General features: G+C 57.5%; 17 protein-coding genes. 6 read left to right on the top strand and 11 right to left on the bottom strand.

Annotation, left to right across the window (positions count from 1 at the left end; genetic code table 11):
* Positions 1-122 precede the first annotated feature (122 nt).
* On the top strand, positions 123-1,028 hold the full coding sequence (locus DHV10_RS19995; RefSeq protein ID WP_204101481.1) for a glycosyltransferase family 2 protein: 906 nt from the start codon (positions 123-125) through the stop codon (positions 1,026-1,028).
* Positions 1,029-1,034: 6 nt separating this feature from the next.
* On the opposite strand, the gene DHV10_RS19990 is transcribed toward DHV10_RS19995, so the two are convergent.
* From DHV10_RS19990 to DHV10_RS19980, 3 genes are read right to left on the bottom strand one after another with little or no spacing between them, the layout of a single operon-like run.
* Positions 1,035-2,567, bottom strand: coding sequence for a lipopolysaccharide biosynthesis protein (locus tag DHV10_RS19990; RefSeq protein ID WP_204101480.1), 1,533 nt, complete (start codon positions 2,565-2,567; stop codon positions 1,035-1,037).
* 28 nt (positions 2,568-2,595) lie between these two features.
* Positions 2,596-3,396, bottom strand: coding sequence for an FkbM family methyltransferase (locus DHV10_RS19985; protein WP_109488149.1), 801 nt, complete (start codon positions 3,394-3,396; stop codon positions 2,596-2,598).
* Positions 3,393-4,388 (bottom strand): NAD-dependent epimerase/dehydratase family protein, encoded by a 996-nt coding sequence (locus DHV10_RS19980; RefSeq protein ID WP_109488301.1) that lies wholly within the window; start codon positions 4,386-4,388, stop codon positions 3,393-3,395. Before DHV10_RS19980 ends, DHV10_RS19985 begins: the two co-directional genes overlap by 4 nt.
* 174 nt (positions 4,389-4,562) lie before the next feature.
* Here DHV10_RS19980 and DHV10_RS19975 point away from each other — a divergent pair, with 174 nt between their 5' ends.
* The gene (locus DHV10_RS19975; protein ID WP_239461960.1) at positions 4,563-5,600 is read left to right on the top strand and encodes a glycosyltransferase; all 1,038 of its coding nucleotides are present in this window, start codon (positions 4,563-4,565) and stop codon (positions 5,598-5,600) included.
* Between the two features lie 43 nt (positions 5,601-5,643).
* Here the strand turns inward: DHV10_RS19975 and DHV10_RS19970 are convergent, their stop codons facing one another.
* Both DHV10_RS19970 and DHV10_RS19965 read right to left on the bottom strand, forming a co-directional pair.
* On the bottom strand, positions 5,644-6,600 hold the full coding sequence (locus tag DHV10_RS19970; RefSeq protein ID WP_109488147.1) for a hypothetical protein: 957 nt from the start codon (positions 6,598-6,600) through the stop codon (positions 5,644-5,646).
* A gap of 95 nt (positions 6,601-6,695) precedes the next feature.
* On the bottom strand, positions 6,696-7,619 hold the full coding sequence (locus tag DHV10_RS19965; RefSeq protein WP_109488146.1) for an energy transducer TonB: 924 nt from the start codon (positions 7,617-7,619) through the stop codon (positions 6,696-6,698).
* 478 nt (positions 7,620-8,097) lie between these two features.
* Here DHV10_RS19965 and DHV10_RS19960 point away from each other — a divergent pair, with 478 nt between their 5' ends.
* Positions 8,098-8,730, top strand: a complete 633-nt coding sequence (locus DHV10_RS19960) for a YqaA family protein (RefSeq protein ID WP_239461946.1) — start codon at positions 8,098-8,100, stop codon at positions 8,728-8,730.
* 8 nt (positions 8,731-8,738) lie between these two features.
* Here DHV10_RS19960 and DHV10_RS19955 read toward each other — a convergent pair whose 3' ends face one another.
* The 4 genes from DHV10_RS19955 to DHV10_RS19940 form a co-directional block, all read right to left on the bottom strand.
* Positions 8,739-9,020 carry a DUF5985 family protein gene (locus DHV10_RS19955; RefSeq protein ID WP_109488145.1) on the bottom strand — a complete coding sequence of 94 codons (282 nt, stop codon included), beginning with the start codon at positions 9,018-9,020 and terminating at the stop codon, positions 8,739-8,741.
* Positions 9,017-9,274 carry a DUF5985 family protein gene (locus DHV10_RS19950; protein ID WP_109488144.1) on the bottom strand — a complete coding sequence of 86 codons (258 nt, stop codon included), beginning with the start codon at positions 9,272-9,274 and terminating at the stop codon, positions 9,017-9,019. The genes DHV10_RS19955 and DHV10_RS19950 overlap by 4 nt, the downstream gene beginning before the upstream one ends.
* Positions 9,274-9,666, bottom strand: coding sequence for a helix-turn-helix domain-containing protein (locus DHV10_RS19945; RefSeq protein ID WP_109488143.1), 393 nt, complete (start codon positions 9,664-9,666; stop codon positions 9,274-9,276). Before DHV10_RS19945 ends, DHV10_RS19950 begins: the two co-directional genes overlap by 1 nt.
* A 93-nt stretch (positions 9,667-9,759) precedes the next feature.
* A complete protein-coding gene (locus DHV10_RS19940) occupies positions 9,760-10,296 on the bottom strand; it encodes a DUF6580 family putative transport protein (protein ID WP_109488142.1) in 537 nt (178 codons plus the stop codon).
* Between the two features lie 274 nt (positions 10,297-10,570).
* Between DHV10_RS19940 and DHV10_RS19935 the strand changes: the two genes are divergently transcribed.
* The gene (locus DHV10_RS19935) at positions 10,571-11,674 is read left to right on the top strand and encodes a hypothetical protein (RefSeq protein ID WP_109488141.1); all 1,104 of its coding nucleotides are present in this window, start codon (positions 10,571-10,573) and stop codon (positions 11,672-11,674) included.
* A gap of 89 nt (positions 11,675-11,763) precedes the next feature.
* Here the strand turns inward: DHV10_RS19935 and DHV10_RS19930 are convergent, their stop codons facing one another.
* Positions 11,764-11,946 carry a hypothetical protein gene (locus DHV10_RS19930; protein WP_204101478.1) on the bottom strand — a complete coding sequence of 61 codons (183 nt, stop codon included), beginning with the start codon at positions 11,944-11,946 and terminating at the stop codon, positions 11,764-11,766.
* 210 nt (positions 11,947-12,156) lie between these two features.
* Here DHV10_RS19930 and DHV10_RS19925 point away from each other — a divergent pair, with 210 nt between their 5' ends.
* Positions 12,157-13,338 (top strand): acyltransferase family protein, encoded by a 1,182-nt coding sequence (locus tag DHV10_RS19925; RefSeq protein WP_162601705.1) that lies wholly within the window; start codon positions 12,157-12,159, stop codon positions 13,336-13,338.
* A 264-nt stretch (positions 13,339-13,602) separates the two neighbouring features.
* The gene (locus DHV10_RS19920) at positions 13,603-15,129 is read left to right on the top strand and encodes a hypothetical protein (RefSeq protein WP_109488138.1); all 1,527 of its coding nucleotides are present in this window, start codon (positions 13,603-13,605) and stop codon (positions 15,127-15,129) included.
* Here DHV10_RS19920 and DHV10_RS19915 read toward each other — a convergent pair.
* Positions 15,080-17,275 carry an amylo-alpha-1,6-glucosidase gene (locus DHV10_RS19915; protein ID WP_109488137.1) on the bottom strand — a complete coding sequence of 732 codons (2,196 nt, stop codon included), beginning with the start codon at positions 17,273-17,275 and terminating at the stop codon, positions 15,080-15,082. The two genes, DHV10_RS19920 and DHV10_RS19915, sit on opposite strands and share 50 nt — an antisense overlap.
* Between the last annotated feature and the right edge of the window lie 11 nt (positions 17,276-17,286).

The following is a 17,286-nucleotide window of genomic DNA, read 5'->3' as shown; positions in this document are numbered from 1 at the left end:
GAGGGTGGCTAACGATGGTCCAAGTCTCAGGTGAGTTTCCGCATGTGCCAAGGAAGAGCACTGGTTGGCCTTGGACCGTCCCATCATCGATGCCAAACAACTCAGGCGTCTGCAACCTACCCTTGATTAGCATCGTGACACCGTCATTCAATCAGGGGAAATATCTCGAAGAAACGATCCGTTCGGTCTTGTTACAAGGCTATCCGAAGCTGCAATACATTGTGATCGACGGCGGCAGCAGCGATGAGAGCCTGTCCATTCTGCAGAAGTACGGACCGTGGCTCTCCTATTGGGTCAGCAAGCCCGATCGGGGACAGCCCAGCGCCATCAATGAAGGGCTGCAGATGGCGACCGGAACCCTGTTTGGGTTTCTGAATAGTGATGATCTCCTCGCTCCCGGGGCGTTGTTTGCCATTGCCGAAGCTCATCTCCGCGCTCCGGAAAACCTCGTGGCCGGGGATGTGATCGAATTCCGCGAAACGCAGGATCGGGTCGTTCAACGAGTGGACCAGTCGGGACTGAAGCTTAACGAACTTATTCAGTTTTGGACGGAACCCAATTGGCATCAACCTGGCGTTTTCATTACTCGAAAACTGTTCGACATCATCGGTCCGTACGATGAATCACACCAGTTCGGGTTCGACTACGACTTCATGTTGCGAGCGTTGCACCATGCGGAAGTCACCCATGTTAGAGATGTGGTAGCGTTGTTCCGCCTTCACGAGAACTCGAAGACCTGTTCCGGGAATGCCTTGCAGGTTATGGAGCAATTCAAGATTTCAAGACGTTACTGGGGTGACCTCAAGGAAGGGGACAAGAGAGCCGCGAGACGGTACACCGCAAGAATCCTGTTTGGCAGTGGTTGTTCGAACCTTATTCGGCGGCGCAGGATGGGACTGCGCCTTCTTGTTGAAGGGCTGTCCATAGATCCGGTTTACGCTATTGCAAACGCGGGAACTCAATTCCCGGGATGGGTCAGTCGGAAACTCCGAAGGAGCTTATCCATCGCGTCCCGCACGAATCCTTGAGCTGAATCAACTCTCTCCTCCGTCGTGAGCCAATCGGCGCCTGAAAAGGCGGAGCAGTATCTCACGCTCTTCCCAGGAGGACCGGAGAGACAAATGGCAACCCATAAATAACATCATGCCTGCAGCTCCGATCAATCCCAGCACGTAGACATGTGTTGGATGGGTGGCCCTGCAGATCGCCCATACGCTCAGGATGCAGACAGCTGTTGGTAATGCGAGTCCGCGAAAGATGAATCGGAGCAGAGCTTTCAGAGGAATCTCAAACTTCTTACAAGAAAATGCGATCAACTGAGCGGTCCCAACTGCGAAACCCGCCGAGACCCCAATCGCCATTCCTGCAACCCCGAAATGGAGCATGCACGCGAATCCGACGACGAGAGTCACCGTCCCGCTGGAGAGAAGTATCATCAGCAATGCTTTGGCCTCTCCCGCTCCCCACAGCATGCTGTCCGCTGCGTATCCCAATGCATCGAAGAATGCCGCAAAAACATAAATGCGCAATACCTGAACCGATTCAGGTGGCGCCGCAGGGATCCACACATGCAGCAAAGTAGGTCCTAGCACGAAAAGAACCGCGAGTACTGGAGCATTCACCAGTGTCAGGGCGCGCGTGCTCCACTGCAGTACATCGCGAAGCCTGTGCAGGGAATCGCTCACATGATATTCGCTGCTCGCAGGATAGAGTACTTCTGCGATCCGACCGCTGACTCCAGCCAAAAATTGTGGAAACTTCAGCCCTACTCGGTACGGCACGATCGCTGCTGCTCCAAGTACAAAACCAATCATAGGAGTAACACCGTCGAAGATCGCTTTGCTTATGACGGTGTTTGCCTGACTTGCGAAGATGAACGCCGCATGATTACGGAGCGTTCGAAGTTCAAACTTAGTATCCCATTTTCCGAGACTTGGCTGAATGACATAGACCATGACAGATGTTGCAATGGCTCCGGTCACCGAGAGCCCGACACGCAAACACGCAATTGAGAGGATCGAGTGGCCCGTGCGGAGCAATTCATAAGTAAGCAGGCCATTGGCGATCGTGAGAGCAATGGCGGCGCTTCCAATGAGATCGAATCGTCGCAACCCGGCGAGAACAGCTAACCCGACCGCACTGATTTGCTCACCTGCAAACGCGATTCCCACGAGGATGAAGATCGGCCCGACAAGAACCTGGGTTTCATGGGAGAGGTGCAGACGATGAGATGCGGGCTTTGCAATTGCTGAGATCGCAATCAGTACCACAAGCCCAAGGGCAGCGTAAAGCAGACGCGACGTAGATACAAGCCTCTCGCAACCGTTCGCTTCAGAGCCGCCGGCGCTAGATGCTACCTCGCGCACGATCAAAAGGCCGAGTCCGAAGCCGAGGCCGCCAGCGATATCAACCATCGAACTGGCTGCCAGCCAAAGACCATAACGTTCCGTACCGAGGCCCCGGAACATGATGGGGACCAGGACCAACCCGACAAGGCCCGAGACGGCAAGGCTTGCGATGTTCCACGTGCTATCGCGAAACAAGCGGACACGCTCGCTCCACTGCACGGCTGGAACATCGGAGGGATCCGCTGACTCAGCTCCGGGTCGCAATTAAGTATCCGCCTTCTTGATCCAAAGGTGGTTTGAGATCGACTCTGAACCCTTCCTCCTGCAGGAACCCAGCGAGGTGTCGCGGCTCATGCTGATTCAGACCCAGGTGATACTCCATCGCGATGTTTTCTACACGATCCAGCGTTCGCCGTCCCGCAGAATATAGGATGTCGTATTCGGCCCCTTCACAATCCAACTTCAACATGTCGCAATGCTCGATCGCACAGTCCGAAAAGAGTGTGCTTAGAGTGATCATCTTTACTTGCTGAGTTGTCCTGAAACTGTTTCCGTACCGGTCGGTTGAGTAGATCGTGTTGCAAGCTGCGGGGCCGCGCGCAAGAAGGTCTACCATGCAGTCGGATGCGCCACAGGCCGCCTCAATGACCTGTACATTCGACAGGTGGTTTGATGAGACGTTTCGACGGAGATAGGCCAGGGATTCCGAGAAAGGCTCGACTGCAATGACCCTTGCGCCCGGATGTGGCACTGCAGCCCACATCGTGAACATGCCGACATGTGAGCCTACGTCGACAATGACTTTCCCATCTCCTATTGAAAAACCTGGAATCCTGTACTGACCCTCAACCCAAATCTCCTTAAAAAGATGTAAGAGCGGTTCCGATGAAGGGGCCGAGATTTTGATGCCGCCCCGCAGGATTAATTGATTATCGAGATGTAGTTGCCTTCTGAGTGGGTAAAAGAGAGCGCTCCCTAACCTTACGTCATTCTGCAGCAACATCCGGGCTGTACGAGCGTTCGTCTTCAGCCTGCCCACATAGCTCACTGGAGCGCTCCCGAGGCGAACTGACCTTCCTTCTCCGAAAGTTCGTGCCCAACTACACTTCGCAGAATGGCATCGATATCAAACTTCGGTGAGAAACCAATCAGTTGCCGCACCCTTGTGCAATCGGGCACACGCCGATCGATATCCTCGAATCCTGGTCCCAATGCATCGTCATAAGGGATATTGTGAATCTGGGACGAGGATGTGGTAATCGCCTTGATCCTTCTTGCAAGGTCGTTTACGGAGATCTCCTCGGTTCCGCCAAGATTCACAACACGACCCTTCGCGCTAGACTCGCTTGCGAGTTGAGTCAACGCATGGACCGCATCGGAGACGTGAAGGAAGCAGCGCATTTGCTCTCCGGTACCGAACACGGTTAGAGGTTGCTGCTTCATCGCTTGCCGCACGAGTGTCGGGATCACCATTCCGTAGTTGCCAAGCTGCCGCGGACCTACCGTGTTGAACAAGCGCACAATCACGCCGTACAGCCCGTGCTGTCGCATGTAGGCTTGTATCAGGAACTCATCCACCGCCTTCGAGCATCCGTACCCCCAGCGAGGTTTTACGGTCGGCCCCAGAACAATGTCATCGTCCTCCGAGAATGGCACTTTCGCGGATTTTCCGTATACCTCCGAAGTGGACGTAAATAGGAGGCGCTTCTTGAACCGATCTACCGCACGCAACACGCACATCGTTCCGGAGACATTTCGCTCAATTGTGCCGATTGGATCGTCAACGACCCGCCTCACCCCCACGGAAGCCGCCAGGTGGTACACGATATCGCATTTCTCCACCGCTTTCGATGTTACGTCGAGGTCCATCACCGAACCCTGCTGGAACGAGAATTTCGGGTGCTGCAAAATTAGCCGGAGATTTTGAATTCGCCCGGTCGAGAGGTCGTCAAGGACGACGACTTCATCGCCAAGTTCGATGTGGCGTTCCGCCAGATGGGACCCGATGAACCCTGCTCCGCCAGTGATCAGTACGCGCATTTCAGCCATTATATGGGCGTTTGGACTCGCGAGTTTCTGACACGATTCGGGGATTCTTCCCGGCCTGATTGCTTGTCTTCCTTTAACGCGTTCTTTGAGAGGTAAGCGGAGCACATGTTTGTTACGATTCGTTCCGATTAGAATCGCGTAATGGCGATACGTCGGGCATTGCATGTGCTGGGAACGGCCGACTTTGCCGGAAAAGCGGTGAATGAAATCGTTGAATATCTCGCAACCTCACTCGACCCCACCAGATATCAGATCGAGGCATGCTACTTGCGTTGCGGAGAATTCAATGACCGATTTCGAACGATCGGAATCAAGTCCCGTTGTGTCGAATGGAACGGGGCACCGAGCAACCCGATAGGCGCTGCCAGGTTCGCAGCAGTCTTGTTGTCAGGAAAGTACGACCTCATCCACCTGCACACGGGAGGAAGATATCTCACAAAGCTATGCCGCCTGTTCAGCAACGCGAAAATTGTGAGACACGTTCACGGGCGCGCCTCCGAGGAGACGGGCGAGATCAGTCTCGTTCTGAATTTGCCCGAGAGCGATGTAACGGTCGCGAATTCCAGAACCGTCGCCCAAGCCTGCGGAAGTCGGCATGTAACTGTGATCTATCCCGGTGTCGACGTGAACGAATTTAGCCCCGATAAGATCCGACGAAGGACGCTTACTGTTGGAACGGCATGCCGTCTGGAACCCGTGAAGGACGTCGCGACTCTGATCGACGCAGTCTCGATTGTTGCAGCACAACATCCGGCCATTCGCCTTGAGATCGCCGGCGAGGGAAGCTTAAGAACTGCTTTGCAGGAGCGCGTGCATGCTCTGGGCATCTCGGAAAACGTGGCCTTCCTCGGCTGGCGGAGTGACGTTTCCGCGCTACACCATTCCTGGAGCTTATTCATCCAACCTTCTCTCGATGAGGGCTTCGGGGTATCAGTCTTGGAGGCAATGGCGTCAGGATTGCCGGTGATTGCGAGTGACGCCGGAGGTCTCCGCGAACTGATAGTGGATGGAAAGACAGGGCTTCTTGTGCCGCCAGGAAATCCAACCATTCTTGCGGAGAAAATTCGGCTCTTAATCGAGAGTCCGGATGTAATGGCAACAATGGGAGACGCTGGCCGCCTTCGTGCTCAGGAGAGTTTCTCGCTCCAACAAATGATGAGAGAAACTGTCGACCTGTATGACCGCCTTTTTGAGTTGGTGTGAATCAACGTTTTCCATTCGCCATTCGTGCCAAGTTGTATGTGAATCAATCTGCAAGCGTGAGCGCCGCAGCAAGACTCAGCACGGGACCCACCGCACTGAACACTGCGCGAGCCGCATTGCCCAGGGCATCATCGTATGCACCCATCACAAGCGCCGAGGCTCCGGCAGTAAACGAAGCCATCACCCAGGGCCGCGGCAGGCGCCTCAGGCTCCCGAGTGCCAGCGGCGCGAGCCACAAAAACGTGAATAAGAACTCACGCGCCGTCAGACAACGCCAGAGTCCACCAAGGTAAAAGAATCCCGCGCCGGCGGCCTGCCTCGATGAGACGAAGGCGGCGGGCGTCTCAGGGACCATTACCAGCACCATCGCCGAAACCGAAGCCAATGCCATCGCGGTGATCCAGATCAGTTTCAGAGTGCCGCGATCTAAGAGCCACCATGTGAATGCCATGATGATCGCCATAGGCACGAAAGTCTCCTTGGCTGTCGCACCGAGAGTCGCAGCGAACGGAAGCACCCACCACCGATTACTGAGCATGGCCCATGCCATAGCCATCAGCATGCAAGTGACTGCCGAGTCGACGTAGCCCGCGAGGTTCAAATTCACGGTTGCAAAGTTCACGAGGAACAGCAACGCGCCGATCAGGCCGATACGCTGACCTGCAACCGATCGGCCCACAAGCACGATCAGTAGCGCCGTCCATGCGGTGAAGAATGCATTGACCGTCAGCAGTGCGAAGAAAGCAGGATTCCAGCTGTGCAACCGACCTTTGGCGAGCCAGTAGACGGGCCGGGCCAAATAGGGCACAAGGATGCGGTGGCCAAGATCACGCTGATCCTCCTGCAGGGACTGGTTCATCACCATCGCGCAGTACGCTTTGGCGTCGTAGAGGCCGGGGACATCGCGCGGGTCGTAACGGTTGAGAGTGGCATATCCCAGACCCATTGCGATCAGGAAGAACAGGAACCAGAGAGGGGCCTTCGAGTAAGCGCCGATCATTGATCTTAAGCTCCAGTTCGAGATGAATCCCGTCTCTCTGAACCCAATGTTCGTCGTGAACTAATAGAGGAAGTTGAAGCCCAAGCTGGCGATTCTTACTGCTTGCCTGGTTCCATGTTGTAGAGGAAGACGGCGCGGAGTTCGAGATAGGGGCCGTGGAAGTCGCGGGGTAGCGGTGGGTAGTTCGAGCCGGTGAGGGCTCCCCATGCGGCGCGGTCCAGGCCGCTATCGCCGGAGCGACCTTCGAGAACCATGCCCCCTTCCATCAGACGTCCATTGGGCAGAACCTTGAAGCGAATGACAACGGCACCCTTCTTGTAGATGGGAGGATTGACCTCATCCGGAATCAGCGGATCCCAGGTACGCTCCGTCTCCCGATGCCAGCGGAGAAGCCAGGAACTGAAGTCGACCCCCTGGGTATCGCTGAGGACCTGCACGCCGCCTGAGCCTGCACCTGGATGCATCGGCATCTGGGCCGGGCCGCCAGGTATGCTTGCCGCGCCGGGTCCTGAGCGCGCACCTTTCATGGCTTCGCGAAGCTGGTCGGCGGGGTTCGCGGAACCCATCGCAAAGCTCGGTCGAGCGGGAACAGCCTGCGGCTTTGGAGCTTCCGTAGGTTGAGCCGGTGCCGGCTCGACCTTGGGAACCGGCGATGCGAGCGCTGGATTGGCCGGGGGTGTCACGGTCTCAGGCGTCGGTTCGGGCGTCGGCGGAGGCGGCGCGGGCTTGTTCAGAGCTTCAAGGGTTTTCTTATCGACGCGGGGCTGGCGCTGTGTCGGAGCGGGAGCGACCTTCGGCTTGGCTTGCAATCGCTTGATCACGTCGGGCGGCAGATCCAGATACGTAAGGTCCTTACGCTGCTTGATCGCGTCGAAAGGATCGATGACGCGGGGCATGAAGACGTACTTCGGAAGCAGAATTGCGGCGAGCAGAAGGGCAATGTGGAAGAGGAGTGCAATCCAAATTCCTTCGCGGAGCCGTGCCCAGCGACGTTCGTCTTCGAGTTCGCTGATCATCATCAGCAACTCGTGGGTGTCGTAGTCTACCCAGCGTGAAGTAGCGGCCCCGCGCAATAGGCGGCGGCTTGGAAAACCGCTTGAATCCGAGCCCGGTGTTGCAGATTCCTCAAGGGCTGGAGCATCTTCTGCCCAGATGCGTTCGTCTTCGGGGTAACTGATATTGAGTGGGCCTGTGCTGGCCTTTGCTGGGTGGGAAGGTACCGCGTGTTTATCCTGCTCATTCGCGGTAGGTTGGGCTTCACTGGTCGGCATGCGTAAGGGGCAATGACGGCCGCGGGCGAGCACATTCCGGGCCAGCTTGCTTCAACTCTCTTCTATTCTCTCATTCCCAAGGATTGCGGCCAATCGGAACCGGAGTGCGCGATGCTAACCGTACAATGATCTTTCGCGCCCCGAAAGTAGGAGGAGCGCGAAACTCCACCCCGTTGAACATTTCGCGCTGGGGAATTGGACGTTTTCCGGCGCGAAAAGGACGTTCTTGAAGCACTTTTTTCAGACAATCTGGTCGAAGTGGAAGCTTGTCTTCCTTCCTGTGCTGATCAAGTGGGGAATCCCCGGAGCCGGCGCTGTCGCCCTGATGGATTCATCGACAATCCCCGTTCCCATGGACGCGCTGATCGCGGTCTGGGTCTGGAAGGACCAGAACCACTTCTGGGCATATTGCCTGATGGCGGCAGTGGGCTCGGCAATCGGCGGTCTGCTCCCATACGCAATTGGCCGGGCAGGCGGAGAGTTGTTCATCCTGAAACGCGTGAATCGCGAGCGCTACGAGCGAATGAAGCTGCGCTTCGAAAAGCAGGAGTTCCTGGCGATGGCTATTCCCTCGGCATTGCCACCCCCTACACCTTGGAAGGCGTTTGTCTTCGCCGCCGGCGTGTTTGAGATGCGAGTGCTTCCGTTCATGCTGGCGGTGTTTACCGGCCGACTTGTCCGCTGGCTGGTCCTATCCGTTCTCGTAATCAAGTTGGGACCGGGCGCGGTCGGGGTGGTTCAGCACCATGCGCTGACGGTACTGCTGGTGGTCGGCGGCATCGCAATGGCCGGGTTCGCGATCTGGTGGCGGCGAAAGCGGAAGTCCGGGGAGATTCCGGAACATCCGCTGCGAGGCTAACCCCTCATTCAGTCCTTTGCCAGATTCTTCCAGAGAATAGCGACCAGAACGACCAGGACCGACAGCAACCGGATCAGGAAGATCATCGGCGTCCCTATATTTGGTTGCGGCAGTTCGAGCACAACAGCGTTTGTGCACCCCTGGACCACGAAGAAGATCAAGAAAGCGAGAAACAGCGGATCCCGTGTGGAGCGATAGAAACGAAGGAAGAATAGCCCGGCGACGAGAGAGCAGCCAGCTATGAAACCAAGAAGGAAGTTGTCCAGGTTTGGAAAGAGTATCGGGCTCATTGACTTTCCCACACCAGCCCCCAGAGAAGCAGGCACATGGCGATCGCTGTTGCGCTGAGACGATAGGTGTAGAGGTCCGACGCGAGGAAGATGCGCAGGTCTGCGATGCGCAGGGCGTTAGAAACCGCGAGCCCAACGAAGCACAGGCCGCTCCACAGCAGGAGGCGCTTGCGTACGTTGCGGTAGGCGCGCAGAAGCAGTCCGGCGCAGAGAATGGTCGTCAGAAGAGTCAGGATATCGAGTGCTATCGTCATCAATCCCGATCCTTTTTGAAGCGGAATGCCCGAGCGAACTCACGAACGGAGGGAGAAGCCTTCGCGTGAAGCATCGTGGAGATGCGAACAATTTCACGCCGGTACGCAGTGTCGACGCGGAACATCCACTCGTTCTGCTCTTCTGAACGCGGCAGGTAGGAGAAGCGCGGCGGAGGTCCCGGCGTTTGTTGAACAAATTGCTGCCGGATCAGATCCTGGAGTATTTCAGAGGTCCGGTCGGTCGGAACGTACAGTCGAGACGCCAACTCGTCAGCGGCCCAGCCAACCGGACGACTGTTCCAGAGAAGAATGATCGCCTCGAGATGGGGCACGCTGTCCAGCTTCTCGAGGATGTACTCATATACGTCGATGTGAGGCCCTTGCTCATGCATGAGAGCTCACGCAATCAGGAGTGGGATCAGCGGGTGTGCTCTGTCTTTCAACAAGGATGCAAGTACAGCACCTTCGCCTCGGATTTCCGAGCACTAACGAGCTTCGATTGCGCCGGCTTCATGCTGAAGCCTGGCTTTGCGGATAAGCGCCGGGACGCCAAACGCCAGGCCGGCAACGATCGCTGTCGATAGCAGGTCGTTCCGGTAGAACGGCACCGCCGCGGCGTAGCAAGCAGCGAGCCCGCCGAGGGTGTGCGGATACATGGTGCCGCCCGTCCACACTGCGTAGTTCGAGATCAGCCAGAAGGAGGTGGGTCCCAGCACTACAGCCGCACCGACGCGAAGCCATGTCGTCTTTGCCTTGAGCAGAACGCCGCCCAGGATCATCACCGCCACGGCCCATGCCCAGGTGGTGACGTAAGCGGTCCAAACAAATTCGTAGTGGTAGCTGTAGACCGTAAGGTAGTAGTCCGTGGCCATCAGGGCAGCCAGCGGAGCCAGCATCTCGCGCCAGGAACGCCGCGCGCCGAAGTAGAGAAGCGCGCCTCCCACGGCCGTGAAGTTGAGCAGGTCGTGGTGGGGCAGTACACGCGTGAGAACGGCGAGCACCAGCAGCAGATAAGCAGGCATGGACACCTCTGGTTTACGGAAGGATGCCGGTTACGGCTGCACCGGACGGAAATACCATTGTCGAACCTGAGGCTCCGATGGTCAACCTCGGCGAACGGCCGGGTGAATAAAAGTTTTCACCGCGCGGGAGCAACCCCCTGGGGTAACTGGTGTTGAATAAAGCAATTACTTTTTTCGACTTTCGGGCGCGGAGATGATTGCGCTGAAAGCGAAAAGCCGTCAATCTGGGAGCAGGACAAGTCTAGTGAGAATTGCTGGTACATGTGCGTTTGCCTTGGCAGCTGCAACCTTCGCGAGCCCCGCTCTGTCGCAGGGGACCTATCCAACCCCAGCTCCAGGCACCTCATCCGGTCAGACCGCGGTAGCGGCTCCCACTCCCATCGTCGCACCCAGCCCGGCACTCCGCATGATGCAGGAGTTCAAGGACACCGACGTAAAGTTCGACATGAACGAACTGGTGGACATTTTGCGGGACCGGCGGCATGAGGGTTGGGTGTTGGCAGCATACCCTGATCCTCGGACTGCGCAGCCGTTGATTGGAGCGGGATTCAGCCTAGACCTTCCCGAACGCGAGCATCCACAGCTCGATGCGAACAATCCGCACCCTTTCCTGGAGCCCTCGTCGGCTGACCTGTGGCAAGCTGCCGGGTTTGATCCGGCGCGGCTCGATCAGATTCTCACGGTTTTCTACGAACGGCGGCGCACCTGGACCAGACGCACCTGGCGCAAGAAGCTCTTCAGCCTTCCGGCACAGATTTCAGACGACGATGCGATCCAGTTGGTGCGGGTGGGAGCTATCCAGGCGGTCTACAACGCCAAGGCATATTGCCGGAACTTCGATCAGTTGAATGGGCCTCAGCAGATGGCCATGGCTCAGCTCGTCTATCAGATGGGCGTAAACCTGGAACACTTCAACGCATTTTTGACGACCATCAACCCAGGGCCGGCACCCAGAGGTCAGCAAGTGGCCACCGCGAATCCTCAGACCGGAGCAAGCGATTCTGCAGCAGACACCCAGATGTTGGCGCAGGCGATGCAGGATGCGACGGCGACAGCAACGCCGATTCCGGCAGGAGCAATCGATCAATCGCCTGAGTACTGGCTGGGAGTTCAGCAGTCGCTCATGGGCAGCCAGTGGGCGCACAAATACCGCACCCGGGCTATCTCGGTGATTGCGATGCTTGATCCGGCGTACAGCGACGATCCGACTGCGGCAGAGCAGCGGGTTGGTGCGGTTCTTCGACCCGCTGTGGTGCACCGCAGGGGAAGGCACAGTGTAGCTGCGCGAGAGGTATCAGCGCGATCGACCGTCCGCCATGGAAAGAGCGGGAAAGGCCGACACGGGGCTGCTCGGACGAAGGGCCGGAAGAGGGCCTAGCTTCGATTCATTTTCCGCGTAAAGCCTCCGAAAGCCTCCCGATCCGGATGCCGCCAATGTGCTTTGCTGAACGATGGAAAGATCGCACCTTAATGATCGTCGATGTCGGTGCTTTCGAGTGGAGGCGACTGAAGGCCCCGGAGGGTTTCGAGGAGTCGATCGCTTTCACGAATCAGAGCCCGGCAGTGTTCGAGCCGTGCGGCAGTGTCGGCGATTGTCTTGTCCATCTCGCGCAGCATCCTGATGGCGTCGCGCGGTGTCGAAGGGCCCATGGCAATAATTGTTAGATGCTGGATGGGCTTTGTCCAGTAGCTTGTCACCCCAGAGTTCAATCTGGACAGCCAGTCATTACTCCGATGCGACGCTGAGCGATGCTTCAGGCGTTGCGCGGCGGCTCGAGGAGCAACGGCACTGAGCCGCGGCCCATCTCAAATTGCAATCGAACTAGGAGAGAAAAGACAGTCACGCACGGTAGGCCTTCATTGTCGGGGGATACGCGGCGCTTTGCACCGCTGGATGGCCTCCGCGGTCTGGCCGTTACGGCCGTGTTCTGCTTTCACTACCGGATCGAGCCCCATTCACCGGGAGAGTGGGGCTGGGTAGGCGTGGATCTATTCTTCGCGTTGTCGGGCTTTCTGATCACGGGCATCCTTTTCGATAGGATCGGCGACGAGCACTACTTCCGCAACTTCTACATCAGACGAGCGCTTAGGATCTTCCCGCTGTACTGGGGATTGTGGTGCGTCCTGATCGTGTTCATGTTGGTTCAGGGACGGTTCGAGGCGGGCTTTCTGGCTTGGCCGGCATATCTCGGCAACTATCTCGGATCCTATGCATTGTGGGCCGGATGGAACCACGAGCACTTCAACCGGTTGCCGACCGCGGTGCACGTCGCACGAGAGACGCTACGGCTGCAGGTAGGGCCTTACTGGTCGTTATGCGTTGAAGAGCAGTACTACCTGACCTGGCCCCTGGTGGTGTGGCTCGTGCGGCGACGCGTACGGCTGCTCAGGGTATGTCTTGGCTCTATCGCGGCAGGGGCAGCGCTGAGAACTGCGCTTCTTTTCTGGCTGCCCGCCCCGTGGGTTCACTATAACGAGGTCTACTTCTGGACAATGACTCGGGGCGACTCTCTCCTGGCTGGATCAGCGCTTGCCCTGTGGGTGCGCGGACCAGGCGCTCTGGAGAGATTGCGTATGGGCTGGCTGGCAGCCGGCACGTTCACAGCAGTGGCCACGCTCGCGATGGCTCAATGGCGTTGGGGGCTCTTCACGGGCGTAACTTTTTCGGGCTGGATGCAGACGTGGGGACTGACCGCTGTAGCTGCTGTTTCGTGCGGAGCGCTTGCGTTGAGTCTGCGAGCAAAGTGGCTGGAGCCGGTTCTCACATGGAAACCGCTGCTGCATCTGGGACGGGTCAGCTACGGGTTCTATGTCTTTCACCTGTTGTTCTGGGATTGCGATCGCATCGTGATTGACGCGGTAAAGCCAAAGGTTCCGGCGATCGTAATTCATGCAGCAATATTTGGGTGGGTGTGGCTGTTAAGTTGGGCGAGTTTCAGGTGGTTTGAGAGCCGTTTTTTGCGGCTGAAGAGGCGCTGGGAAGGATCGCTGCCAGCAGCTCCGGCGGTGAAATCCGACGCCCGGCCCGCCCGTGCTGATTAAGAGATCGAATCGGCCAAGCAGAAAAACGCTCTCGATGCGTCGAAGAAGAAGCAGATCCTTTAGATGCCGCGCGGGCTACTCCTTGGGGTTACTTTCGGCTTCTGTCGTAGTAGATACCGCTTCCCTGTCGTCCGATCAATGTTTTTCATTACTGAAACGCAAACAGCCCAAGATGTTTCTCGCGGCTGGATGAAACGCAAGTGCGCCTCTGGCTCACTAGTGAGACAGACAACAATCGAAACTCTCCCCCGGAGTTAACGAGCAATGGCCAACACGGAGTCATGGAAGTCCAGCTTTTTCAGTCGCAAATCCTTCCTTGGTACAGCGCGATTCAAGCTCCCGATCGTATTCGGCGCCGCTTTGGCTGGATCATTGGGCCTTTCAGCGGGAATCATCTACCCCAATCCGTTCTTCTCGATTGATTCTTCCGGCATCCTCAGCACTTCCGGAAAAATCGACACCACCAACCCGTTCTTTCGTCCGCTAGGAACAAACGGGCGTACGTGCAATTCGTGTCATCTTGCAGCATCGGCCTGGTCGATTACGCCTGCTGATGTGCACGCGAAGTTCGATGCGACCAAGGGTATGGATCCGATCTTTCGCACGAATGACGGGTCGAATTGCCCGAGCGCGGATGTCTCCACGCCAAGAGCTCGCTCAAGCGCATACAGCATGCTGCTGAATAAGGCAGTTCTGCGGATCGCGCTCCCGATGCCGGAGAACGCCGAGTTCCAGATCATCGATATCGACGACCCGTATAACTGCCCTGAGACGACGACTTCGCATCCAGCCTTTTACCGCCGACCGCTCCCCTCGACAAACCTGAGTTTCCTAAGCGCAGTGATGTGGGATGGACGCGAAACCGTGTTTGGCGCGATTGCAGGCAAGTCTCTGAACCTTGAGCAGAGTCTTGAGAACCAGGCGCTCGATGCAATCACGGGTCATGCGCAGGGCAATGTTCCGAGTACTGAGCAACTGGCACAGATTGCGGAGTTCGAGAAGGCGATCTCAACTGCACAGGTGTTCGACGTACGTGCCGGCAGGCTTGATGCCGGAGGAGCCAAAGGCGGTCCCGTCGCGCTTTCCCAGCAGAACACATACATCGGGATCAATGATGCACTGGGCGGCGATCCGACGGGCGCAGCATTCAATCCCAACGTGTTTACGCTATACGAATCGTGGATGCATTCCCATTCACTCTACAGGCAATCGGTTGCACGCGGCGAGGCACTTTTCAATAACCTTCCGATCCCCATCACAGGAGTAGCAGGGCTGAATGATGCGCTGAAGCAACCGGTGATTATGGGCACGTGCACCACTTGCCACGACAGCCCAAATGCGGGCAATCACTCGTTTTCGGTTCCGCTGGGAATCGGAACCACTGCGTACCCTGCGGAACCCGCGTTGGATTTAGCGGGGCTCCCGGTCTACACGGTGCAGTGCCTCGCCACGGGAGAGACGACACAGGTCACCGATATCGGCCGGGCGATGATCTCGGGCAAATGCGCAGATATCGGGAAGGTGAAAGGACCAGTGCTAAGGGGTTTGGCTGCGAGGGCGCCCTATTCCATAACGGCGGAGCCAAGACGCTGGCTGATGCGGTTGAGTTTTATAACGAGCGCTTCAATCTTGCGCTCACTTCGCAGCAAAAGGCGGACCTGGCGGCGTTCCTTCGGACGCTCTGAGTTGCCCATGTCTCCAAAGAAGGGAGACATGGGTCACTCAAAATTCGTCGGGATACTCAGCGCATCGCTACGATCTCAACGTTGCCAGTGCGACGAAGGATGTTGACGCTCACGGTGTCCGCGTATCGTTCGCAGGAAAGATCTACACTGCCATTGCCGATTCTGAGATTGCGAATGCGAACGTGCTGAAGCTTTTCGGGTAGCGCCGAGTGATGCATGTAGAGACGTGACTCGTTAGCCTTGATCTCAAGCCCGAGGCACGCCTGCAGAACCATGAACACCGATCCGGCAGCCCAAGCCTGCGGCGAACAGGCCACCGGATAAAGCGTGGGCCCTTTGCCCGGACGGCGGCCGAATCCGCAGATGAGTTCCGGAAGCCGGTGAAACATGACCTCCGAAGCGAGATCAAGCAGGCCGGACGTTATGCGCAACGCCAGGTCCTTGTCGGAGCGGCGCAAGGCGCCGAGTGCGATGAGTGCATTGTCGTGGGGCCACATTGAACCGTTGTGGTACGACATGGGGTTGTAACGGCGTTCGCCGGTGACGATCGTACGCACTCCCCATCCGGAAAAGAACGCGGGAGAGAGCAGGTTGCCGACGATGGAACGGTACTGCGCATCACTGGCGATTCCGGAAAACAGCGTCTGGCCGGCGTTGGAGCTGCGCACCCGGCACTGCTTCTTTTCGCCGTCGAGCGCAAGCGCGAACATCCCAAGTTCGTCGGACCAGAACTGGGACTGGAACTTGGAGCGCAGGTCGGCGGCCTGGGTACGGAGCTTATCAGCCAGATCTTTGTGGCCGAGATCGGCAGCGACAGACGCGATGCCGTTCTTAGCTGCATAGACGTAACCCTGAACTTCGCAGAGCGCGATCGGACCCTGAGCGAGGCGACCATCGCTGTAAAAGACCGAATCATTGGAGTCTTTCCATCCCTGCTGAACGAGTCCGTGATCGGTAGCGCGAGCGTACTCGACGAAGCCGTCGTGATCGGAGTCGCCGTACACATCGATCCACTCAAGGGCGGCGAGAATGTTCGGCCAGATTTCCTTGAGGAAGTCGATATCTGCCGTGCGCTCATAGTACGCGGCGGCTAGGAGAACAAACAGCGGAGTGCCGTCGACTGTGCCGTAGTAACGCCCGAAAGGAACCTCGCGGAGATTCGCCATCTCGCCCTTGCGCATCTCGTGGAGGATCTTACCGGGGTCGGCATCGCGCTCGGGGTCGTGACTGGTGGCCTGCGTCGCAGCAAGGTAGGTTAGGACTCCTTTTGCAACGTCCGGAACCAGCCAGAGCAGTTCAAGCGCAGTGATGATCCCGTCGCGGCCGAACACGGTACTGAACCAGGGGACGCCGGCGTAGGGATACAGACCGTGTGGAGTTTGCGCGATCATCATCGCGAGATCGGCACGTGAGCGGCGTATCCACTCATTCAACTGCTCGTTCGATGTGTGAATGTCGAGATCAGCGAGCGGCCCGGTGCTCCGCTCCTGATTCACGCGCTGCAAAGCGTCATTGAAGGTCGGCAGATGAAGCTGCTGGCCATCGCCGCCGTGGATGCAGGCCATGTTAATGGTAAAGCTGGCCTCGCCGTGCGATTCGATATGAAGCGGTACGGTGATGCCGCCGTCGTGAGTCTCGCATGGGATGGAGGACTCAATGAAGGTGGCGCGGTGAATGCGATCCAGACCCACGTAAGAGAGCTCAACGGAGTTTCGAGTGACCTTGGCCGGGCGCTTTTCTCCCCGCCGCTGACGCTTCTGGCCGCGAACTTCGAAGATGTCGGCGAAATCGGCGTCGAATTCGAAAGAAAGCTCAATGTCGACAGCTGTCTCGCCGTAGTTGTTCACCGTGATCTGGTCGTAGCAGACCGTTTCCGTAAGGAACTTGGTGCGATAGATGTGGACCGTACCGCGAGCGAGCAGCGAGCCGCTTTCGAGATCGAGGTCGGGATTCGTGAGGTCGGCGGCGAAGAGGATGTTGTCTTCGCGCACCGTAGAGCTAAGCAGCAGCGGGCGCACGCCGCAGAAACGCATCTCGAGGCGCGAAAGGTGACGCGTCTCGTCATGAAAGATTCCCTGCTGTCCAAACCCTACCGGCTGTACATCACCACTGCGATCGAAGACGGCGAAGGTGTCTCCATTGAGCAGAACGCGCGTGCGATCGTCGGCGAGTGCCGATGACGCCCGGATGTAGAACTGGTGGCCGACCTCGATGACGTCCTTGTGATGTTCTTTCTGTACCGACGGAAGCATCGATCAAGAAC

The sequence above is a fragment of the Occallatibacter savannae genome (assembly GCF_003131205.1).
GTDB classification, from domain to species: Bacteria; Acidobacteriota; Terriglobia; order Terriglobales; family Acidobacteriaceae; genus Telmatobacter; species Telmatobacter savannae.
Note: the sequence above shows the minus strand (reverse complement) of the source record. Positions and strands in the feature narration are given on the sequence as shown.

What these genes read in the sequence shown, in the direction of transcription:
- DHV10_RS19945 (WP_109488143.1), bottom strand. Translation starts at nt 9,666, where the DNA reads ATGCATGAGCAAGGGCCTCACATCGACGTATATGAGTACATCCTCGAG.
- DHV10_RS19955 (WP_109488145.1), bottom strand. Translation starts at nt 9,020, where the DNA reads ATGAGCCCGATACTCTTTCCAAACCTGGACAACTTCCTTCTTGGTTTC.
- DHV10_RS19980 (WP_109488301.1), bottom strand. Translation starts at nt 4,388, where the DNA reads ATGCGCGTACTGATCACTGGCGGAGCAGGGTTCATCGGGTCCCATCTG.
- DHV10_RS19970 (WP_109488147.1), bottom strand. Translation starts at nt 6,600, where the DNA reads ATGATCGGCGCTTACTCGAAGGCCCCTCTCTGGTTCCTGTTCTTCCTG.
- DHV10_RS19950 (WP_109488144.1), bottom strand. Translation starts at nt 9,274, where the DNA reads ATGACGATAGCACTCGATATCCTGACTCTTCTGACGACCATTCTCTGC.
- DHV10_RS19920 (WP_109488138.1), top strand. Translation starts at nt 13,603, where the DNA reads ATGGCCAACACGGAGTCATGGAAGTCCAGCTTTTTCAGTCGCAAATCC.
- DHV10_RS19930 (WP_204101478.1), bottom strand. Translation starts at nt 11,946, where the DNA reads ATGGGCCCTTCGACACCGCGCGACGCCATCAGGATGCTGCGCGAGATG.
- DHV10_RS19965 (WP_109488146.1), bottom strand. Translation starts at nt 7,619, where the DNA reads ATGATGATCAGCGAACTCGAAGACGAACGTCGCTGGGCACGGCTCCGC.
- DHV10_RS19915 (WP_109488137.1), bottom strand. Translation starts at nt 17,275, where the DNA reads ATGCTTCCGTCGGTACAGAAAGAACATCACAAGGACGTCATCGAGGTC.
- DHV10_RS19940 (WP_109488142.1), bottom strand. Translation starts at nt 10,296, where the DNA reads ATGCCTGCTTATCTGCTGCTGGTGCTCGCCGTTCTCACGCGTGTACTG.